The 16,121-nt window shown below is 64.6% G+C and carries 19 protein-coding genes, 1 tRNA gene and 1 other RNA gene; 16 read left to right on the top strand and 5 right to left on the bottom strand.

Annotated elements, in window-relative coordinates:
• Window positions 1-77: 77 nt before the first annotated feature.
• From moaB to trpC, 8 genes are read left to right on the top strand one after another with little or no spacing between them, the layout of a single operon-like run.
• Window positions 78-590 (top strand): molybdenum cofactor biosynthesis protein B, encoded by a 513-nt coding sequence (gene moaB, locus SPICUR_RS01795; RefSeq protein WP_023365453.1) that lies wholly within the window; start codon window positions 78-80, stop codon window positions 588-590.
• Complete coding sequence (locus SPICUR_RS01800) at window positions 590-1,186, top strand: TetR/AcrR family transcriptional regulator (protein ID WP_077176299.1); 597 nt, start codon at window positions 590-592, stop codon at window positions 1,184-1,186. Before moaB ends, SPICUR_RS01800 begins: the two co-directional genes overlap by 1 nt.
• 26 nt (window positions 1,187-1,212) lie before the next feature.
• Window positions 1,213-1,887, top strand: coding sequence for a ribulose-phosphate 3-epimerase (gene rpe, locus SPICUR_RS01805; protein WP_023365457.1), 675 nt, complete (start codon window positions 1,213-1,215; stop codon window positions 1,885-1,887).
• Window positions 1,884-2,573, top strand: coding sequence for a phosphoglycolate phosphatase (locus SPICUR_RS01810; RefSeq protein ID WP_023365459.1), 690 nt, complete (start codon window positions 1,884-1,886; stop codon window positions 2,571-2,573). The genes rpe and SPICUR_RS01810 overlap by 4 nt, the downstream gene beginning before the upstream one ends.
• Window positions 2,570-4,060: an anthranilate synthase component I gene (gene trpE / locus SPICUR_RS01815; protein WP_023365461.1), complete on the top strand. Its 1,491-nt coding sequence runs from the start codon at window positions 2,570-2,572 to the stop codon at window positions 4,058-4,060. Before SPICUR_RS01810 ends, trpE begins: the two co-directional genes overlap by 4 nt.
• A gap of 13 nt (window positions 4,061-4,073) precedes the next feature.
• Window positions 4,074-4,667 carry an anthranilate synthase component II gene (locus SPICUR_RS01820; protein ID WP_023365463.1) on the top strand — a complete coding sequence of 198 codons (594 nt, stop codon included), beginning with the start codon at window positions 4,074-4,076 and terminating at the stop codon, window positions 4,665-4,667.
• Window positions 4,668-4,683: 16 nt separating this feature from the next.
• Window positions 4,684-5,712 carry an anthranilate phosphoribosyltransferase gene (trpD, locus tag SPICUR_RS01825; protein ID WP_041381583.1) on the top strand — a complete coding sequence of 343 codons (1,029 nt, stop codon included), beginning with the start codon at window positions 4,684-4,686 and terminating at the stop codon, window positions 5,710-5,712.
• On the top strand, window positions 5,709-6,515 hold the full coding sequence (gene trpC, locus SPICUR_RS01830; protein ID WP_023365467.1) for an indole-3-glycerol phosphate synthase TrpC: 807 nt from the start codon (window positions 5,709-5,711) through the stop codon (window positions 6,513-6,515). The genes trpD and trpC overlap by 4 nt, the downstream gene beginning before the upstream one ends.
• Here trpC and crp read toward each other — a convergent pair whose 3' ends face one another.
• Window positions 6,516-7,154: a cAMP-activated global transcriptional regulator CRP gene (gene crp, locus SPICUR_RS01835; RefSeq protein ID WP_041381585.1), complete on the bottom strand. Its 639-nt coding sequence runs from the start codon at window positions 7,152-7,154 to the stop codon at window positions 6,516-6,518.
• A 113-nt stretch (window positions 7,155-7,267) separates the two neighbouring features.
• Here crp and SPICUR_RS01840 point away from each other — a divergent pair, with 113 nt between their 5' ends.
• From SPICUR_RS01840 to SPICUR_RS01865, 7 genes are all read left to right on the top strand, one after another.
• Window positions 7,268-7,711: an OsmC family protein gene (locus SPICUR_RS01840; RefSeq protein WP_041381587.1), complete on the top strand. Its 444-nt coding sequence runs from the start codon at window positions 7,268-7,270 to the stop codon at window positions 7,709-7,711.
• A 62-nt stretch (window positions 7,712-7,773) separates the two neighbouring features.
• Window positions 7,774-8,202 (top strand): 50S ribosomal protein L13, encoded by a 429-nt coding sequence (gene rplM / locus SPICUR_RS01845; protein WP_023365473.1) that lies wholly within the window; start codon window positions 7,774-7,776, stop codon window positions 8,200-8,202.
• A gap of 19 nt (window positions 8,203-8,221) precedes the next feature.
• Window positions 8,222-8,614: a 30S ribosomal protein S9 gene (gene rpsI, locus SPICUR_RS01850; protein WP_023365475.1), complete on the top strand. Its 393-nt coding sequence runs from the start codon at window positions 8,222-8,224 to the stop codon at window positions 8,612-8,614.
• A 9-nt stretch (window positions 8,615-8,623) separates the two neighbouring features.
• Window positions 8,624-8,697: transfer RNA gene (locus tag SPICUR_RS01855), tRNA-Gln, on the top strand.
• Window positions 8,698-8,730: 33 nt separating this feature from the next.
• Window positions 8,731-8,863, top strand: a non-coding RNA gene (locus SPICUR_RS09685) — RtT sRNA.
• A gap of 42 nt (window positions 8,864-8,905) precedes the next feature.
• Window positions 8,906-9,190: a MoaD/ThiS family protein gene (locus tag SPICUR_RS01860; protein ID WP_237220343.1), complete on the top strand. Its 285-nt coding sequence runs from the start codon at window positions 8,906-8,908 to the stop codon at window positions 9,188-9,190.
• Window positions 9,191-9,271: 81 nt separating this feature from the next.
• Window positions 9,272-12,502, top strand: coding sequence for a DEAD/DEAH box helicase (locus SPICUR_RS01865; protein ID WP_023365479.1), 3,231 nt, complete (start codon window positions 9,272-9,274; stop codon window positions 12,500-12,502).
• 3 nt (window positions 12,503-12,505) lie between these two features.
• On the opposite strand, the gene SPICUR_RS01870 is transcribed toward SPICUR_RS01865, so the two are convergent.
• Both SPICUR_RS01870 and SPICUR_RS01875 read right to left on the bottom strand, forming a co-directional pair.
• Window positions 12,506-13,417 carry a DMT family transporter gene (locus SPICUR_RS01870; protein ID WP_237220344.1) on the bottom strand — a complete coding sequence of 304 codons (912 nt, stop codon included), beginning with the start codon at window positions 13,415-13,417 and terminating at the stop codon, window positions 12,506-12,508.
• 76 nt (window positions 13,418-13,493) lie between these two features.
• A complete protein-coding gene (locus SPICUR_RS01875; RefSeq protein ID WP_023365483.1) occupies window positions 13,494-14,459 on the bottom strand; it encodes a porin in 966 nt (321 codons plus the stop codon).
• A gap of 277 nt (window positions 14,460-14,736) precedes the next feature.
• Here SPICUR_RS01875 and SPICUR_RS01880 point away from each other — a divergent pair, with 277 nt between their 5' ends.
• Window positions 14,737-15,045 (top strand): DUF2288 domain-containing protein, encoded by a 309-nt coding sequence (locus SPICUR_RS01880; protein ID WP_023365485.1) that lies wholly within the window; start codon window positions 14,737-14,739, stop codon window positions 15,043-15,045.
• Here SPICUR_RS01880 and msrA read toward each other — a convergent pair.
• Together msrA and SPICUR_RS01890 are read right to left on the bottom strand one after the other, a co-directional pair.
• Entirely contained in the window at window positions 15,042-15,572 is a 531-nt protein-coding gene (msrA, locus tag SPICUR_RS01885; RefSeq protein WP_023365487.1) for a peptide-methionine (S)-S-oxide reductase MsrA, read from the bottom strand. The genes SPICUR_RS01880 and msrA overlap by 4 nt on opposite strands.
• A complete protein-coding gene (locus SPICUR_RS01890; protein WP_023365489.1) occupies window positions 15,573-16,115 on the bottom strand; it encodes an NUDIX hydrolase in 543 nt (180 codons plus the stop codon).
• Window positions 16,116-16,121: the final 6 nt, after the last annotated feature.

A 16,121-nucleotide genomic window follows, 5' to 3' on the forward strand; every position in this document is an offset into this window, starting at 1 on the left:
GCCTTTGCGGGCGGTCGGCGGCGCGGTATCTTGACCGCTGACAGATGACATTCGCCCTCATGACACCGGAGTAGACCGTGACCCCCACGCGTGAATTCACCCCGCTCAATCTGGCGGTGCTGACCATCTCCGATACCCGGTGCCCGGATGACGACCGTTCGGGGCAGCTGCTGGCGGAGCTGGCGGAGGCCGATGGCCACCGCATCACCGGCCGCTCGATCGTCACAGACGACCGTTATGCGATCCGGGCGGCGGTTTCGGTCTGGATCGCGGATGCGGCGGTGAACGCGGTGATCTGCACCGGTGGGACCGGATTCAGCCAGCGCGACGTCACACCGGAAGCGGTTGAAGTGCTCTTTGATCGCGGGGTGCCTGGCTTTGGCGAGCTGTTCCGGCAGCTATCGTACGCAACTGTCGGCACCTCGACCCTGCAATCGCGGGTTATCGCGGGCATTGCCAACCACACCTTGATCGCGGCACTGCCCGGGTCTCCCGGTGCCTGTCGGGATGGTTGGCAGGGCATCCTCCATGAGCAGCTCGATGTCCGCCATCGCCCCTGCAACCTCGCCGAGCTCGCCCTCGGGGTCTGATGGCGGCCGTGCACCAGCAACGCCCCCGCGGTCAGATGCGGCGGCGGATCCTGCGTCTGGCCGCCGACTGGCTCCAGCAGCGCGGTTATCACGGTTTCAGCTTCGCCCAGCTGGCAGAGGCACTCGAGGTGCGGAGCAGCGCCATCCACTATCACTTCCCGACCAAAGCGGATCTGGCCACCGCTCTGTTCCGCCAGTACCGTGAAGCGTTTGCCCGGTGGCGGGCGCAGATGGCGGATAGCCGCTTCGATGCCGGCGAACAGATCGAGCGCTTCGTCGATCTGGAGGCGCGCAACATCGATGGCGAGCAGGTCTGTCCGCTGGGGGTCGCTGCGGTGGAGTATGCCAGCCTGCCTGCCGGCGCCTGTGCCGAGGCCGAGGCCCTGTGCGACGACCTGCTCGACTGGCTCACGGCGACACTGATCGATGGTCGAGCGGCAGGACGGCTCGATTTCCCCGGTGAGGCCGGCGATCAGGCCCGGGCGCTCATGGCGGCGGCGCAGGGCGGTCTGCAGCTCGCTCGCGTTCATGGTCGCAGCGACTTTGCTGCGGTGCGCCGGGCGATCCTCGCGGGGCTGATCTCAGAGGGCGTCTGAGGCGTGGTTCTGCTAGGATTTGGGCCATGAATGATCTGATTATTGCGCCCTCGATTCTCGCCGCTGATCTCGCCTGTCTGGGCGAGGAAGTCGATCATGTTCTGCGCGCCGGTGCCGACTGGGTGCACTTCGATGTCATGGATAACCACTACGTGCCCAACCTCAGTTTCGGTCCGGTGGTCTGCCAGGCACTGCGCCGATATGGCATCGACGCAACGATCGATGTGCATCTGATGGTGAAGCCGGTGGATCGCATCATTCCTGATTTCGCGGCGGCGGGGGCGGATCTGATCAGCTTCCATCCGGAGGCCACCGAGCATCTCGATCGCAGCCTGCAGCTGATTCGCGATCAGGGCTGCCAGACCGGGCTGGTGTTCAACCCGGCGACGCCGCTGGATTGCCTGCGCTATGTGCTCGACAAGGTCGACCTGATCCTCCTCATGTCGGTCAATCCCGGGTTCGGGGGCCAGAAATTCCTGCCGGACACCCTCGATAAGCTGCGCGAGGCGCGGGCGATGATCGATGCGGCGGAGCGGCCGATCCGCCTCGAGGTGGATGGCGGTGTCGGCCCCGATAATATCGAAGCGGTCGTCGCGGCGGGGGCGGACACCGTGGTGGCGGGTTCGGCGATCTTCGGCCAGCCTGATTACGCCGCGGTGCTCACCGACATGCGCGAGCGCGCCGCCCAGGCGGGTTCATGAATCGGTTCCGGCCGGCCGCGGTGCTCTTCGATTTGGATGGCACGCTGGTGGATAGCGCCCCGGATCTGACCACCGCCGTCAATCGCAGCCTCGCCGACATCGACCGTCCGGCCCTGACCGAGGATCAGGTCTGTGCCTGGATCGGTAATGGCGCGCGCCGGCTGGTGGCCCGGGCACTGGCTGGCAGGCGCGACATCACCGCTGAACCACCCGCCACCGACGCAGCGCTCGCCCGGTTTTTCGTCCACTACCACGACTGCCTGCATGAGGGCAGCCGTCTGTATCCCGGGGTGCGTGATGGCCTCGAGCGGCTGCAGGCGATGGGACTGCCGATGGGCGTGGTGACCAACAAGCCCGCGGCCTTTACGACGCCGTTAATGGCGTCATTGGGGATTGCTGGATACTTTGGCGTAGCAGTGAGTGGCGATACCCTCGATGTCAAAAAACCTGACCCGGCGCCGCTCATCCATGCCGCCGGGCAGTTGGGTGTCGCCATCGAAGACTGCCTCTATGTAGGCGACTCCGATGCGGATCGGGCGGCGGCCGAAGCGGCCGGTTCCCCGCTGGTTCGGGTGCCTTACGGCTATCCCGGTGACGATGCTATCTTTGCCGACCATCCGGCAGCGATGACCCTCACCGTTGATCAGCTCGCCGTCGGGCTGGCCGAGCCTAGGAAGGTGCTATGAACGAGGAAACCATCGCTGAGCGTGCCCGTGAGGGCTTTAACCGCGTGCCCCTGACCCGCGAGCTGCTCGCGGACCTGGAAACGCCGCTGTCCACCTACCTCAAGCTGGCGGCGGCTGCCGGCAGCTACCTGTTCGAGTCGGTGCAGGGCGGCGAGAAGTGGGGGCGCTACTCGATCATCGGACTGCCCTGCCAACGCCAGTACCGTATCCATGGTCACCGCATCGAGACCTGGGAAGACGGCGTTTGCTGTCACAACGAATCGGTGAGTGATCCGCTTGACTGGGTCGAGCGTCGTCATCGGGCGGTACGCGCCGCACCGCCGGAAAACCTGCCCGGGCTGCCGCGTTTTATCGGTGGGCTGGTCGGGTATTTCGGCTATGACACCATCCGCTACATCGAGCCACGGCTCGCGGAATGCCCCAACCCGGACACCCTCGGCGTGCCGGATATCCTGCTCATGGAATCCGAAGAGGTGCTGGTCTTCGATAATCTCGCCGGCCGGCTCTATCTGGTGGTCAACATCGACCCGGCGGAGGCCGACGGTCTGCAGCGTGGCGAGGCGCGGCTCGATACGCTTGCCGAGCAGCTGCGCATTCAGGCTCTGAGCGACCGGCCGCGCACGCCACCAAGGGTGGTGGCTGAGGAGGATTTCGATTCCTCCATCGAGCGCGAGGACTATGAGGCGATCGTTGAGCGGATCCGTGACTACATCATCGACGGTGACTGCATGCAGGTGGTGCCGTCGCGTCGCATGAGTGCCGACTATCATGGCCGGCCACTGGATCTTTATCGCGCGCTGCGCTGTACCAACCCCTCACCGTATCTGTTCTTCCTGGATTTCGGTGACTTCCAGGTGGTTGGCTCGTCACCAGAGATTCTCGCCCGGCTTGAGGACGGTGAGGCCACTGTGCGCCCCATCGCCGGGACCCGCCGCCGTGGGGCCACGGCGGATGAAGACCGGGCGCTGGAGGCGGAGCTGCTGGATGATCCCAAGGAGCGCGCCGAACACCTCATGCTGATCGATCTGGGCCGCAACGACATCGGGCGGGTGAGCGAACTGGGCAGCGTGCGACTGACCGATCGCATGACCATCGAGCGCTACAGCCATGTCATGCACATTGTCTCCAATGTCACTGGCCGCCTGCGTGAGGGACTGGGACCGATGGATCTGCTGCGCGCCACGCATCCGGCGGGCACGCTGAGCGGTGCGCCCAAGATTCGGGCGATGGAGATCATCGACGAGGTCGAGCCGGTCAAACGTGGTGTCTATGGCGGCGCGGTCGGGTATCTGTCGTGGTCTGGCAACATGGATACCGCCATCGCTATCCGCACCGCCGTCATCAAGGACGGCCGGGTTCATGTGCAGGCCGGCGGTGGCGTCGTCCACGACTCCGACCCGGCGGCGGAGTGGGAAGAAACGGTCAACAAGGGCCGGGCGCTGTTCCGGGCCGTTGCCATGGCGGAAGCCGGCCTCGATCAGCGCTGAGCAGGAGTGACCCATGCTGTTAATGATCGATAACTACGATTCATTCACCTATAACCTTGTGCAGTATCTCGGCGAGCTCGGTGCCGACGTCGAGGTGCACCGCAACGACGCCATCGATCTGGAAACGATCGAGCGGCTGCGGCCCGAGCGCATCGTGCTCTCGCCAGGGCCGTGCACCCCTGATGAGGCGGGCATCTCGCTGGCGGCGGTGGAGCGCTTTGCCGGGCGACTGCCGATACTCGGGGTCTGCCTGGGCCATCAGGCGATCGGTCAGGCCTTTGGCGGATCGGTGATCCGGGCGCAGACGGTGATGCACGGCAAGACCTCGTGGGTGCATCACCGCGATCAGGGCGTGTTCGCCGGCCTGCCCAACCCGCTCGAGGCAACGCGCTACCATTCGCTGGTGGTCGAGTCGGCGACGCTGCCAGCCTGCCTTGAAGTGACGGCCTGGACGGCGCTCGATAGCGGCGACCGGGAGGAGATCATGGGCGTGCGGCATCGCGAGCTGGATGTCGAGGGTGTGCAGTTCCACCCCGAATCGATCCTTACCCGGACCGGTCATGACCTGTTACGCAATTTTCTGACCCGGCCGGCGGCCGCGGCCTGATACGGGGAGAGCAACGATGGAAATGCAGGCGGCGATTCGCCGGGTCATGGCGCACGGCGATCTTGAGGATGCCGAGATGACTGCAGTGATGCAGCGGATCATGACCGGTGATGCCACACCGGCGCAGATCGGCGGCTTTCTGGTCGGTCTGGGGATGAAAGGCGAGACCGTCACCGAGATCGCCGCGGCGGCTGGAGTGATGCGCGAGCTCGCCATGCGGGTGACCGTCGATCCCACCCACCTGGTCGATACCTGCGGCACAGGGGGCGATGCGCGGGGCACCTTCAATATCTCCACGGCAACGGCGTTCGTGGTGGCGACCGCCGGCGGCCGTGTCGCCAAGCACGGCAACCGCTCGGTCTCGAGTGCCTCGGGTAGTGCCGATCTGCTGCAGATCGCTGGCGCTCGCCTCGACCTGGAGCCAGCGGCAGTGGCTGAGTGCATCGATACGGTCGGCGTCGGCTTCATCTTCGCCCCGCAACACCATCAGGCGATGCGTCACGCCATTGGCCCGCGCAAGGAAATGGGCGTCCGGACGCTGTTCAACCTCCTTGGGCCGCTCACCAATCCCGCCGGCGCCCCCAACCAGCTGCTGGGCGTCTATGACGCGCGCTGGGTGCGGCCAGTGGCGGAAGTGCTGCGCACCCTTGGCAGTGAGCGTGTGATGGCGGTGCATTCCGAAGACGGCCTCGACGAGATCAGTATTGCCGCACCCACTCAGGTGGCAGAGCTGCGTCATGGCGAGGTGCGTGAGTACACCATCCGGCCGGAGGATTTCGGACTCCAGTCGGCGTCGCTCGATGATCTGCGCGTCGACTCCGCCGAGCGCAGTCTGGAGGTGATCAAGGCGATCTTCGATGGCCTGCCCGGACCCGCCGCGGATCTCCTCGCGCTGAACGCCGGAGCGGCCATCCATGTCGCGGGCCTGACGGATCACCTCGGTGATGCCGTCGCCCACGCCCGCCGCCTGTTGGCGAGTGGTGAGGTGCGCACCCGCTTCGATCGTTTCGTCGCCACCAGTCAGCAGCTCGGGGCATCGGCATGAGCGGCCGGCCCGACACGCCGGATATCCTTCGCCGGATCATCGCGCTAAAGGCCGAGGGAGTGGCCGCACGCCGCCGGCAAGTCAGCGCCGGGCACCTCGACTCGCAGCTCGCCGATGCGCCGCCGGTGCGCGGGTTTCGGGCGGCACTCGAGGCGCGGGTTGCGGCGGGCCAGGCGGGTGTCATTGCCGAGATCAAGAAGGCCTCGCCGAGCAAGGGGGTACTGCGTGAGGATTTCGATCCGGCCGCGATCGCCCGCAGCTACGAGCAGGGCGGGGCCGCCTGCCTGTCGGTCCTCACCGAGGAGGACTTCTTTCGGGGTGCCGATGCCCACCTCAAGGAGGCGCGTGCAGCCTGTCAGTGCCCGGTGATCCGTAAGGACTTCATTACCGAGGACTACCAGGTGCTCGAGGCCCGGGTGCTGGGCGCCGACTGCGTTCTGCTGATCGTCGCGGCGCTGGATGATGGCCAGCTCCTGGCACTCTACGAGCGGGCCCGCTCGCTGGGGATGGACGTGCTGGTGGAGGTCCATGACAGCGCCGAACTGGATCGTGCGCTGACCCTCGGCGCGGATCTCATCGGCATTAACAACCGCGACCTGCGGACCTTTGAGACGACGCTCGAGACCACGGCGCGTCTCGCGCCCTCGGTGCCCGAGGGCGTACGGCTGGTTACCGAAAGCGGTATCCATACCCGCGACGATGTGGCGGCGATGCGCGCGCGGGGGATTGATGCTTTTCTGGTGGGTGAGGCCTTCATGCGGGCCGATTCACCCGGCGATCGACTCGCCGAGCTCTTCGACTGACTAGTCCGCGGCGTGGACCACGATGGTCCGCCCCTTTGCGGAGATGAGCCGCTCATCCTCCATATCCCGCAGCACACGGCCGACCATCTCCCGTGAGCAACCCACCAGGCGGCCAAGCTCGATGCGCGTGACCTTGAGCTGCATGCCGTCGGGATGGGTCATCGCATCGGGCTGGTCCGCCAGATCATGCAGGGTGGCTGTGACCCGACCGCGCACATCCTCGAACGCCAGCGACCGGAAGCGTCGATTGGTGTCCCGCAGGCGGCATGCGATCTGCTCGAGCAGGGGCTGCAGCACCACGGGGTGTTCGGTCTGCAGACGCGCGAACCGCTTATAGCTGATCTCCGCGAACTCGCAGGTCGTCCGCGTCCGGATCCAGGCACTGCGTTGTGGTGCCTCCAGGAAAAGCCCCATCTCGCCAATGAAGTCACTGGGGTTGAGATAGGCCAGAATCAGCTCCCGCCCATCGCTGTCTTCCTCGACCACGCTCACCGATCCCCGCAGCAACAGGTACAGGCGGTCACTGATCGTTCCCTGGTGGATGAGTGTTGAATGGGGGCGATAGCGGCTGCGACCGCAATGACGCAACAGCTCGACAATGGACGGACGCTGGAAGAACCGATAGCTCGCGGGTGACATAAAAACCTCCCTGTTTTCTGTTTGCTTGTCGGTGACCCGGGCAATCGACGTTATACTGAGGACTGATACCGGGAAATGCCCCATATGGAGGGGTCTGGCAGGGAGGATTGGCCGTGAAAGCGCATGTACGCTGGCTTGACGGGATGGCATTTGAGGCTGAATCGGGTAGCGGGCACCGACTGACGGTGGATGGGCCGCCGGATCTCGGTGGTCGGGATCAGGGGCCAAGGCCCATGGAGGTGCTGCTCGAGGGACTGGGCACCTGCTCGGCCGTGGATGTGGTGTACATCCTCCAGCGCGGCCGCCACTCGGTGACGGGCTGCGAGGTGGATATCGAGGCCAGCCGGGCCGATACCCCACCCAAAGTCTTCACTGCGATCCATCTGCACTTCCGCGTCAGTGGCAGCGATCTAAAGGATGCGGTTGTAGGCCGTGCGGTGAAACTGTCGGCGGAGAAATACTGCTCGGCTTCGATCATGCTGGCGGAGGCCTGCCAGGTGACGCACAGCCATGAAGTGATCGATGCCGGGGAAGTCAGTCACGGCTTGTCGCCGTGACGGCCTTTCTGTACACTCTGGCATCTTAATTCGGGAGCGTTGGCTTCGGAGATACAGCACCCATGAAAACGTTTAGCGCCAAAGCTGAGAACGTCCAGCGCGACTGGTACGTTGTCGACGCCGCCGGCAAGACCCTCGGAAGACTCGCCTCGGAAATCGCATTCCGGCTTCGGGGCAAGCACAAGGCAGAGTTCACGCCGCACGTCGACACGGGCGATTACATCGTCGTCGTGAACGCCGAGCAGGTGGAAGTGACTGGCCGTAAAGCCGAGCAGAAGACGTATCACCGGTTTACGGGATATGTCGGTCACATGAAGGCGACGAACTTCGAGACACTGATCAAGGAGCATCCTGAGCGCGCCGTCGAGTTCGCCGTCAAGGGAATGCTGCCGAAGAATCGTCTCGGCCGCCAGATGCTGAAGAAACTCAAGGTTTACAGCGGCGGCGAACACCAGCACCACGCCCAGCAGCCTCAGGCGCTGGAAATCTGAATCGGAGCGACGATAACCGATGGCAGTCGAACAGTATTACGGAACCGGCCGGCGCAAGAAGTCCTCGGCACGCGTGAACATGCGCCCCGGCAACGGTACGATCACCGTTAATGGTAAGCCGCTTGATGAGTATTTCGGTCGCGAGACGGCACGGATGGTTGTCCGCCAGCCGCTCGAGCTCACCGACACCAAGGAAAAGGTTGATATCAAGGTCAGCGTCTTTGGTGGGGGCTCCAGTGGCCAGGCTGGCGCCATCCGTCATGGCATCACCCGGGCACTCATTAACTACGATGAGGAGCTCAAGGGCGGCCTTCGCAAGGCTGGCTACGTGACCCGTGACGCCCGCATGGTGGAGCGCAAGAAGATCGGCCTTCACAAGGCACGGCGCGCGACGCAGTTCTCCAAGCGCTAAAGGGTTTATTGGGGGATCGTCTAGCGGTAGGACTACGGACTCTGAATCCGTCAACCCAGGTTCGAATCCTGGTCCCCCAGCCATCCATAAAGGACCCCGCCCCCGGCGGGGTTTTTTATGGATAATTGAGAGCCAGGGTGCGAAGCTGGAAGGTTCGACTGCGACCGCGAGGGAGCAGAACGACCGCGCACAGCGCGTGTCGGCCCGAAGGGCGAGGCCGCAGGCCGAGTAATCCTGGTCCCCCAGCCATCCATAAAGGACCCCGCCCCCGGCGGGGTTTTTTATGGATAATTGAGAGCCAGGGTTCGAAGCTGGAAGGTTCGACAGGGAGCGATTATCAAAATCGAGCTTTATGGCGTACTCCGCGAAGTCGCCGGTGCAGACGCCGTTGAAATACCCGTCAGGGTCCCCTGCCTGATCGCCGACGTGCTACAGGCGCTGATTGAGCACTACCCCGCACTCAGTGATCAGCTGCCTCGGGTGGCCTGCGCTGTCGGTGACGCGATGCGCGCCCGTCAGGACTATCTGTATGGCGGTGAGACCCTCGTGCTGTTGCCGCCGGTCAGTGGTGGCTGATCAGCACTCATACGCCACCCTTTGCGGTCATTAAGCGGTATGCTGTCGGGTTGTGTATGACAGCCGACCGGAGCGAACGCGTTGACCGACCCTCTCACGGAATGGATCTCGGAACACGGTGAGGCCGCCATCTGGGCGGATTTCCCGCGCGAGGCACTGGAGGCCGGTGAGCGCCTGATCCAGTCAAGAGCCGTCCTCGACTGCAGTCCTGGCGGGCAGGGGTTCTTTGCCCGTGTCCAGGCGGACCACCGGCACATCCATTCCGTCGATATCCGCGTTCACCCGCTGCCCTCGCACCGACCGGTGACGACCCTCTGCAGCTGTCCGGCGGGAGGGGGCTGCGGCCATGCCGTCGCGGCGATTCTCTACTATCTGGGGCGCACGGCGCCTGCCGGTATGACGCGTGCGAACCCGGCGGTCTGCCAGTGGCTCGATCGGGCCCGGCGCCTTACCGCCGACAGGGCATCAGCGACCACCACCGCGGCACGGGGTGAGGCGCTCATCTATCTGCTCGACCGCGATGCCAATGGCCAGCTCACGGTCACGCTGCAGCGCGCCCGGCTGCGGCGGCGCGGTGGCTACGGCCGACTGCTGCCATTCGCCGGCGTCCGACGCGCGCCGGAGGGAATGCTTACCGCCGCGGATCGCCGGCTGCTGCGACTGCTCCCGGAGACTGGCTGTCCGGTAGCGCCCGATGATGCGCACTTCCTGCTCCAGGCGCTTGCCGCTACGCATCGGGCCCACTGGCAACGCGCCGAGGCCCCGGCGATCCATGAGTCATCGGCGATTGATGGTGGGTTCAGTTGGCAGTCGCTGGCGGATGGCAGTCAGCGGCTCACGGTGGACGCGGGCGCCCAGCGCATCGCGCTGACTGCGCACCCACCGATCTGGCTGGCATCAGAGACGGGTGCATTCGGTGTCATTGATACGGGTATCCCCGCGGCGCTGGTTGCCCAGTTACAGGCAGGTCCCGTTATCCCGCCGGAGGAAGTGCCGGCGGTGGCCGAGGCGCTCAATGGCGACAGTCTGCCTATCCCCGTCCCTGAGGCGCCCCGGCGGCGTCGGATCGATAACATCCGCCCTACGCCGGTTCTGCGCCTGACGCGTCTGGAGGAAGCGGTCGCCGAGCTGCATTTCGATTATGCCGATCATCGGGTTAACGCCGAGACCAGCGGTCAATGGCTATCGGTGTTCGTGGCGGGTGAGATCCTCGATTACCGCCGCGATACCGCCGCGGAGTCCCGCGCCCGTCAACGGCTGATCAAGGCCGGGCTGCATGCCACCGGCACCATGGCCGAGGGCCGGCTGGTGCCTGATCACACCCGCGACTGGCGAAAGTTCGTGGTCGAGACCGTTCCGGCGCTCGAGGCTGAGGGCTGGCGGGTGACGGTGGAGCGCGGCTTCCCGTGGCGGCTGGTCACACCCGATCAGTGGCAGGCGCAGACCCGGTCGCAGTCCAGGCAGCCGGGTTGGTTTGGATTCGGGCTGAGCATTGAAGTGGACGGCGAGTGGCAGCCGGTCATGCCGCTGTTACTGGCGCTCATCCGCGACAATCCCGAGGCAATGGCGAGCCGTCATCTCGATGCCATCGATCCGGATAGCAGTCTGCTGGTGGATCTGGGTGACGGCCGGCTCGTGCCATTCCCCGCCCGCCGGCTGATTCCGCTCCTCAAAGGCTTGACCGAACTCTATGACCCGACCACGCAGCTGCATGACGGGCAGCTGGTGCTCCCGACCAGTCGCGCCAATGTCCTCGATGATCTGGCGCAGGCGCAGGATCATACCCTGCAGTGGCAGGACGAGGCCGATCTGCGTCGGCTTGGCCGGGCGCTCAACCGCGACGATCCGGCGGCCGAACCATCCGTCACGCCGCCCGGCCTCGAAGGCGAGCTCCGTCCCTACCAGCGCGAGGGTGTGGGTTGGCTCCAGCGGCTCGCCCAGCTCGGGCTGGGCGGTGTGCTGGCGGATGATATGGGGCTTGGCAAGACGCTGCAGGTCATCAGTCATGTGTTGATCGAAAAGGCCAGTGGCCGGGCGCGGACGCCGAGTCTGGTGGTGGTCCCGACCAGTCTGCTGTTCAACTGGCAGCGCGAGGCCGAGCGCTTTGCACCGGGACTGCGTGTGCTGCGATTGCATGGTCCGCAGCGTCACGCCGATTATGCCCATCTGGCCGATCAGGATCTGGTGCTCACCACCTACAGCCTGGTGGTGCGTGACATTGAGCGCCTGCAGGCGCAGCCCTGGCATCTGCTGGTGCTCGATGAGGCACAGGCGGTCAAAAACCCGCGTGCCCAGGCCGCCCGGGCGGTCCGCACCCTCTCGGCCGCTCAGCGGCTGAGTCTGACCGGGACGCCGCTCGAGAATCACCTCGGTGAGCTCTGGTCGCAGTTCGACTTCATCGCCCCGGGGCTGCTGGGGACGGCCGCCTCGTTCAAGCGGATGTATCGCCGGCCCATTGAGGATGAGGGTGATGACAGCCGGCTGGCGGCCCTGCGCACCCGGGTAGCGCCGTTTCTGCTGCGCCGGACCAAGGGGGCGATCGCCGAGGAATTGCCGGCGAAGACCGAGATCCCAGTGTATGCCGAGCTCAGTGGCGATCAGCGTGAGCTCTACGAGCAGCTCCGCCTGGGCCAGGAGCCGAGGGTACGAGCGGCGTTGGCCCGACCCGATCAGCCGCAGAGCCGGGTGCAGATCCTCGATGCGCTACTGAAACTGCGTGAGGTCTGCTGTGATCCACGTCTGGTCCGCGATGCCCCACAGACTGCCCTGGGCTCGGCGAAACTCGATCGGCTGCTGTCGCTGATCGATGACCTGCGCCAGTCCGACCGCCGCATTCTGGTGTTCTCGCAGTTCACCCGTATGCTTGCGCTGATCGGATCGGCGCTGCAGGCGCGTGGCATGGACTATGCCCTGCTCACTGGCGAGACCCGCGACCGCGAGGCGCCAGTGGCGCTGTTTCAGGCCGGTGAGGTGCCGATTTTCCTGGTCAGCCTCAAGGCGGGCGGCACAGGGCTCAACCTCACGGCCGCCGACAGCGTCATCCATTATGATCCGTGGTGGAACCCGGCGGTCACCCGGCAGGCCACCGATCGGGCCCATCGCATTGGTCAGGATCAGCCGGTGTTCGTCTATCACCTGCTGACTCGTGACACAGTGGAGGACCGCATCATGGCCATGCAGCGCGACAAGGCGGATCTGGGTGAGCGGCTGCTGGGGGAGGGGGATACGACCCGGGCGGGTGATGCCCTCGACGCCGAGGCCATCGAGACACTGTTTGAGCCGCTGGGCGGCGATGATCCTGCCCGTGACTAGGGTCTAGCCACCGCGCAGCCGGCGCCAGAGCCGGCCATCGATCACCGCCAGTCCCACAAACAGGATACCCATGCCGAGGAATGCCGTGGAGCCCAGCCGCTCGTCGAGGAAAACCGCACCCAGGGTGATGGCCGAGACCGGCACCAGAAAGGTCACCAGCGACATATTGTTGGCGCCGGCCGAGGCCAGCAGCCGGAAGTAGAGCAGGTAGGCGAACGAGGTGCAGAGTAGCGACAGCCCGAGCAGTGCGCCCCAGCCGGATATACCGGGTGTCAGGGTCCAGGGCTGATCGACGATCAGCGCCACGGGGATCAACCAGACCGTCGCGGCCGTGAGCATATAGGCAGCGTTGACCAGCGCCGGTGTACCCTTGAAGCCCCGGCCGTAGTGCACCGCAAACCCGTAGCAGATCGTTGCACCGAGCACCGAGAGCTGGCCGAGGCTGTAGGGATCGATCTCGCGTAACAGGTCCGGGCCCATGAGGACCGCAACCCCCGAGAATCCCAGTACGATGCCAATGGTTCGGCCAGGGGTGAGGCGCTCATCACTGCCGATTAAAAGCCCCACGAGCATCGCCCAGATGGGTGTCATGGCGTTGATGATCGAGGCGAGACCACTGGGGATCTGGGTCTGCCCCCAGACAATGAAGGAAAACGGCATCGCATTGCTGATCAGACCCAGCATCAGATACCGGCGGACCAGCGTCGCGTTGAAAGGCAGGACCACCCCACGGAGCCGGGCGATGACGAGCAGCGCAGCCGCCGCCAGACTCACCCGCCCCAACACGATCGTGAACGGTGGCAGCGTCTCGAGCGCAAGCTCAAAGAAGAAAAACGATCCACCCCAGACAGTGGAGAGGATCAGCAGGAGTAACCAGTCGCGGGCGTTCATGGCGGGCAAGCCTAGGCCGCTCAACCCGCTACGTCCAGCACCCGCCCATAAAAAAGGCGGCCCGAGGGCCGCCTTTAAGGGCTCTAACTGCTAGGCAGTTTTAGAAGCCGTACCAGAGTGCAACGCCGAAGCCGTCGCCGGCATCGTTATCGGCGTCCTTGCTAGCATATTCAAGCGACGTGTAAACGCTGTCGGCGATGTCGTAGGTCACGCGGCCGATGACCTCAGTGCGGCTCTCCGCGTTGTCAACGTCCACTTCTTGGGCGCCCAGATGGAGCGAACCGAAACCGTAATCGGTCGAGGCATAGAGGCCGGTAATGACCTGGTCATCGGCATTGATCTGGCTATTGGTGTATACCGCACTCAGGTCGACGACGTTGATGCTGGTAACTGCGGCCAGACCATAAGCACCATCAGAATCGGCGTCCTGCAGATCACCCGCAGTGTAGGTCGCATGGACCCGCACCGGATCCAGATCTGCGTAGGCAGCGGCATTAAAGCTGCTCGAGCTGCCATCAGAGACGGGGGTTTTGGAGTCGTCAGCTTCAAGCTCCGCTTCGACCTCAAAGCCAAATCCGCCGAAGTCCGGCGACGCATATGTCGCTACGCGACGACGCTGAATGGCGTCTGAGAACGTGAATACGAGCGTGTCGTTGTAGTCACGAAGCACGTCGATATACCGATACATCAGGTTATCGTTCTTACCATAGGTTACGGAACCGAAGTCACCTGAGAGTGTGGCATGCGCAACATGGGTCGAAACACCATTGTTATCGTCAGAGCCGTCAGCGCCGTCACCGAGACCATCCTGCGGCCGGAGCTGATAGTAGAGGGAGGCGGTCATACCATTGACGGCAGCCTTTTCAGCGGTAAAGATCAACCGGCTCGCATCACCGTTGAAAGATGAGCTGTCGCCGTTGGCGTCGTTAACGTCGCCATAGAACGGATAGAACGCGCCACCGACGCCGACCGTGGTCGTGTCGTTGATCTGGAAGGTGGCGGCAGTGGCCGCGCCGGTGCCCAGCAGGGCCGCGATGGCCAGGGCCGAAGTTGTCTTCTTCATCATTGCTTTTCCCCCATATGGGATAGGTTTTGAACAATCATGTCGGGTAGCTACCCCGACTGTTCGTATAGTGTGCTGTTGAGCGCTCACCGTTGGATTCTTACCACAAACGGGAAGCGGCTGTTGCGCACGAGTTGAACGGTAGCCTAGTTTTATTTCCCTTGCAAACCCTTTGATCAACGAAACTGCAGAATTTTTCAGGGGCTTGGCGGATGACGCTTATAATCGTCCTCACAACGTTGCTTGTGCGCAACGCAAAGCCATCAACCGGGAGCGAGCAATGACCGACGCCGAGATTCCGTTAGAAACGCAGCTCAATACCGAAACCGGGCGCGTGCGCTGGTCGGAGCTGGAGCGCCACTTCGCGCGTGGCGTCGTTGTGCGGGTGGATGCCGGTCTGGATCTGGTCACGGTGGCCGCCGCCTTCGTGCGCGACGATGAGGAGGCCGTAATGGCGTGGATGACCGACGGGCAGATCGCCCGGGCCACCGCTGAGGATGCCCGGGGCTGGCACGACCGCGACCCCGACCTCTGGGCGGTGGTCGCCGCGCCTTGGGTGCTGGTGCAGGAGCCCGCGTCGGCGGACTAGTCGTTCATCCGCTCCGCGAACAGCGTGCGCGCTTTCTCCAGCTTCGGATCGATGACCGCCTGGCAGTAGGGCATCGGCGCGTTCTGAAGATAATAGTCCTGGTGATAGCCCTCGGCCGGGTAGAAGCGCGCCAGCGGCCGGACCTCGGTCACGATGGGTGCGCGGAACGCCCCCTCGTCACTCAGTCGCTGGATATGCGCCTCCGCACTCGCCCGCTGATCCTCATCCTCATAGAGCACGATGGAGCGGTACTGTGGCCCGACGTCCGCGCCCTGACGGTTGGGCGTGGTCGGGTCATGGATCGCGAAGAAAACCGACAGCAGCGTGTCGAAGTCGATGACCGCCGGATCGTAGTCGATCCGCACGACCTCGGCATGGCCGGTCCGCCCCGTGCAGACACTGCGGTAGTCCGGATCGGGGGTGTCGCCGCCGGCATAGCCGGATGTGACGGAGTGGACGCCCTGCAGGCGCTGGAATACCGCTTCGATGCACCAGAAGCAGCCGCCGCCCAGTGTTGCTGTCGCCATTCAGTCTTCCTCCGCGGTTGGATTGGCAAAAGCCTCGCCATGGCCTTCCATGTGGGCCTGATGGTCCTGCTCGAGTGCCCATCGCACGGTGGGAAACGCCAGTTCGTCCCAGGGCAGTTCCGAGTAGTGGAACAGCCCCACGCTCTGCGATTCCGGCCCCGCCTCGACATGCGGGTCGGTGAGCACGGCGCGATAGATCAGCTGGACCTGATGAATGCGTGCCAGACTGTAGACCGCGAGCAGGCCGGTGAGTTTGAGCTGGGCCCGCGCCTCTTCCCAGGCCTCGCGGCAGGCGCCGGCCTCGGCGGTCTCGCCCAGCTCCATATAGCCCGCGGGCAGCGTCCAGTAGCCGATCCGGGGCGGTATCGCCCGGCGGCAGAGGACGATGCGCTCATCATCCGCCCGGGCGACAACGCCGACGACGATGCGAGGGTTTTCATAGGCGATGAATCCGCATTCCGGGCAGGTGAGCCGCTCACGGTCGTCGCCATCGGGGATCTGGTAGCGGCGTGGCCCGGCGGTCGGGCCCTCGGGGTCGGTCATAATGGA

The sequence above is a fragment of the Spiribacter curvatus genome, from assembly GCF_000485905.1.
GTDB classification, from domain to species: Bacteria; Pseudomonadota; Gammaproteobacteria; order Nitrococcales; family Nitrococcaceae; genus Spiribacter; species Spiribacter curvatus.

Excerpts from the sequence above, each read along its gene's own strand:
- crp (WP_041381585.1), bottom strand. The coding sequence starts at position 7,154 with ATGTCACCCGCGAGCTATCGGTTCTTCCAGCGTCCGTCCATTGTCGAG.
- SPICUR_RS01810 (WP_023365459.1), top strand. The coding sequence starts at position 1,884 with ATGAATCGGTTCCGGCCGGCCGCGGTGCTCTTCGATTTGGATGGCACG.
- SPICUR_RS01890 (WP_023365489.1), bottom strand. The coding sequence starts at position 16,115 with ATGACCGACCCCGAGGGCCCGACCGCCGGGCCACGCCGCTACCAGATC.
- rplM (WP_023365473.1), top strand. The coding sequence starts at position 7,774 with ATGAAAACGTTTAGCGCCAAAGCTGAGAACGTCCAGCGCGACTGGTAC.
- rpsI (WP_023365475.1), top strand. The coding sequence starts at position 8,222 with ATGGCAGTCGAACAGTATTACGGAACCGGCCGGCGCAAGAAGTCCTCG.
- SPICUR_RS01875 (WP_023365483.1), bottom strand. The coding sequence starts at position 14,459 with ATGATGAAGAAGACAACTTCGGCCCTGGCCATCGCGGCCCTGCTGGGC.
- msrA (WP_023365487.1), bottom strand. The coding sequence starts at position 15,572 with ATGGCGACAGCAACACTGGGCGGCGGCTGCTTCTGGTGCATCGAAGCG.
- rpe (WP_023365457.1), top strand. The coding sequence starts at position 1,213 with ATGAATGATCTGATTATTGCGCCCTCGATTCTCGCCGCTGATCTCGCC.
- SPICUR_RS01800 (WP_077176299.1), top strand. The coding sequence starts at position 590 with ATGGCGGCCGTGCACCAGCAACGCCCCCGCGGTCAGATGCGGCGGCGG.
- trpC (WP_023365467.1), top strand. The coding sequence starts at position 5,709 with ATGAGCGGCCGGCCCGACACGCCGGATATCCTTCGCCGGATCATCGCG.
- SPICUR_RS01880 (WP_023365485.1), top strand. The coding sequence starts at position 14,737 with ATGACCGACGCCGAGATTCCGTTAGAAACGCAGCTCAATACCGAAACC.
- SPICUR_RS01820 (WP_023365463.1), top strand. The coding sequence starts at position 4,074 with ATGCTGTTAATGATCGATAACTACGATTCATTCACCTATAACCTTGTG.
- trpD (WP_041381583.1), top strand. The coding sequence starts at position 4,684 with ATGGAAATGCAGGCGGCGATTCGCCGGGTCATGGCGCACGGCGATCTT.
- trpE (WP_023365461.1), top strand. The coding sequence starts at position 2,570 with ATGAACGAGGAAACCATCGCTGAGCGTGCCCGTGAGGGCTTTAACCGC.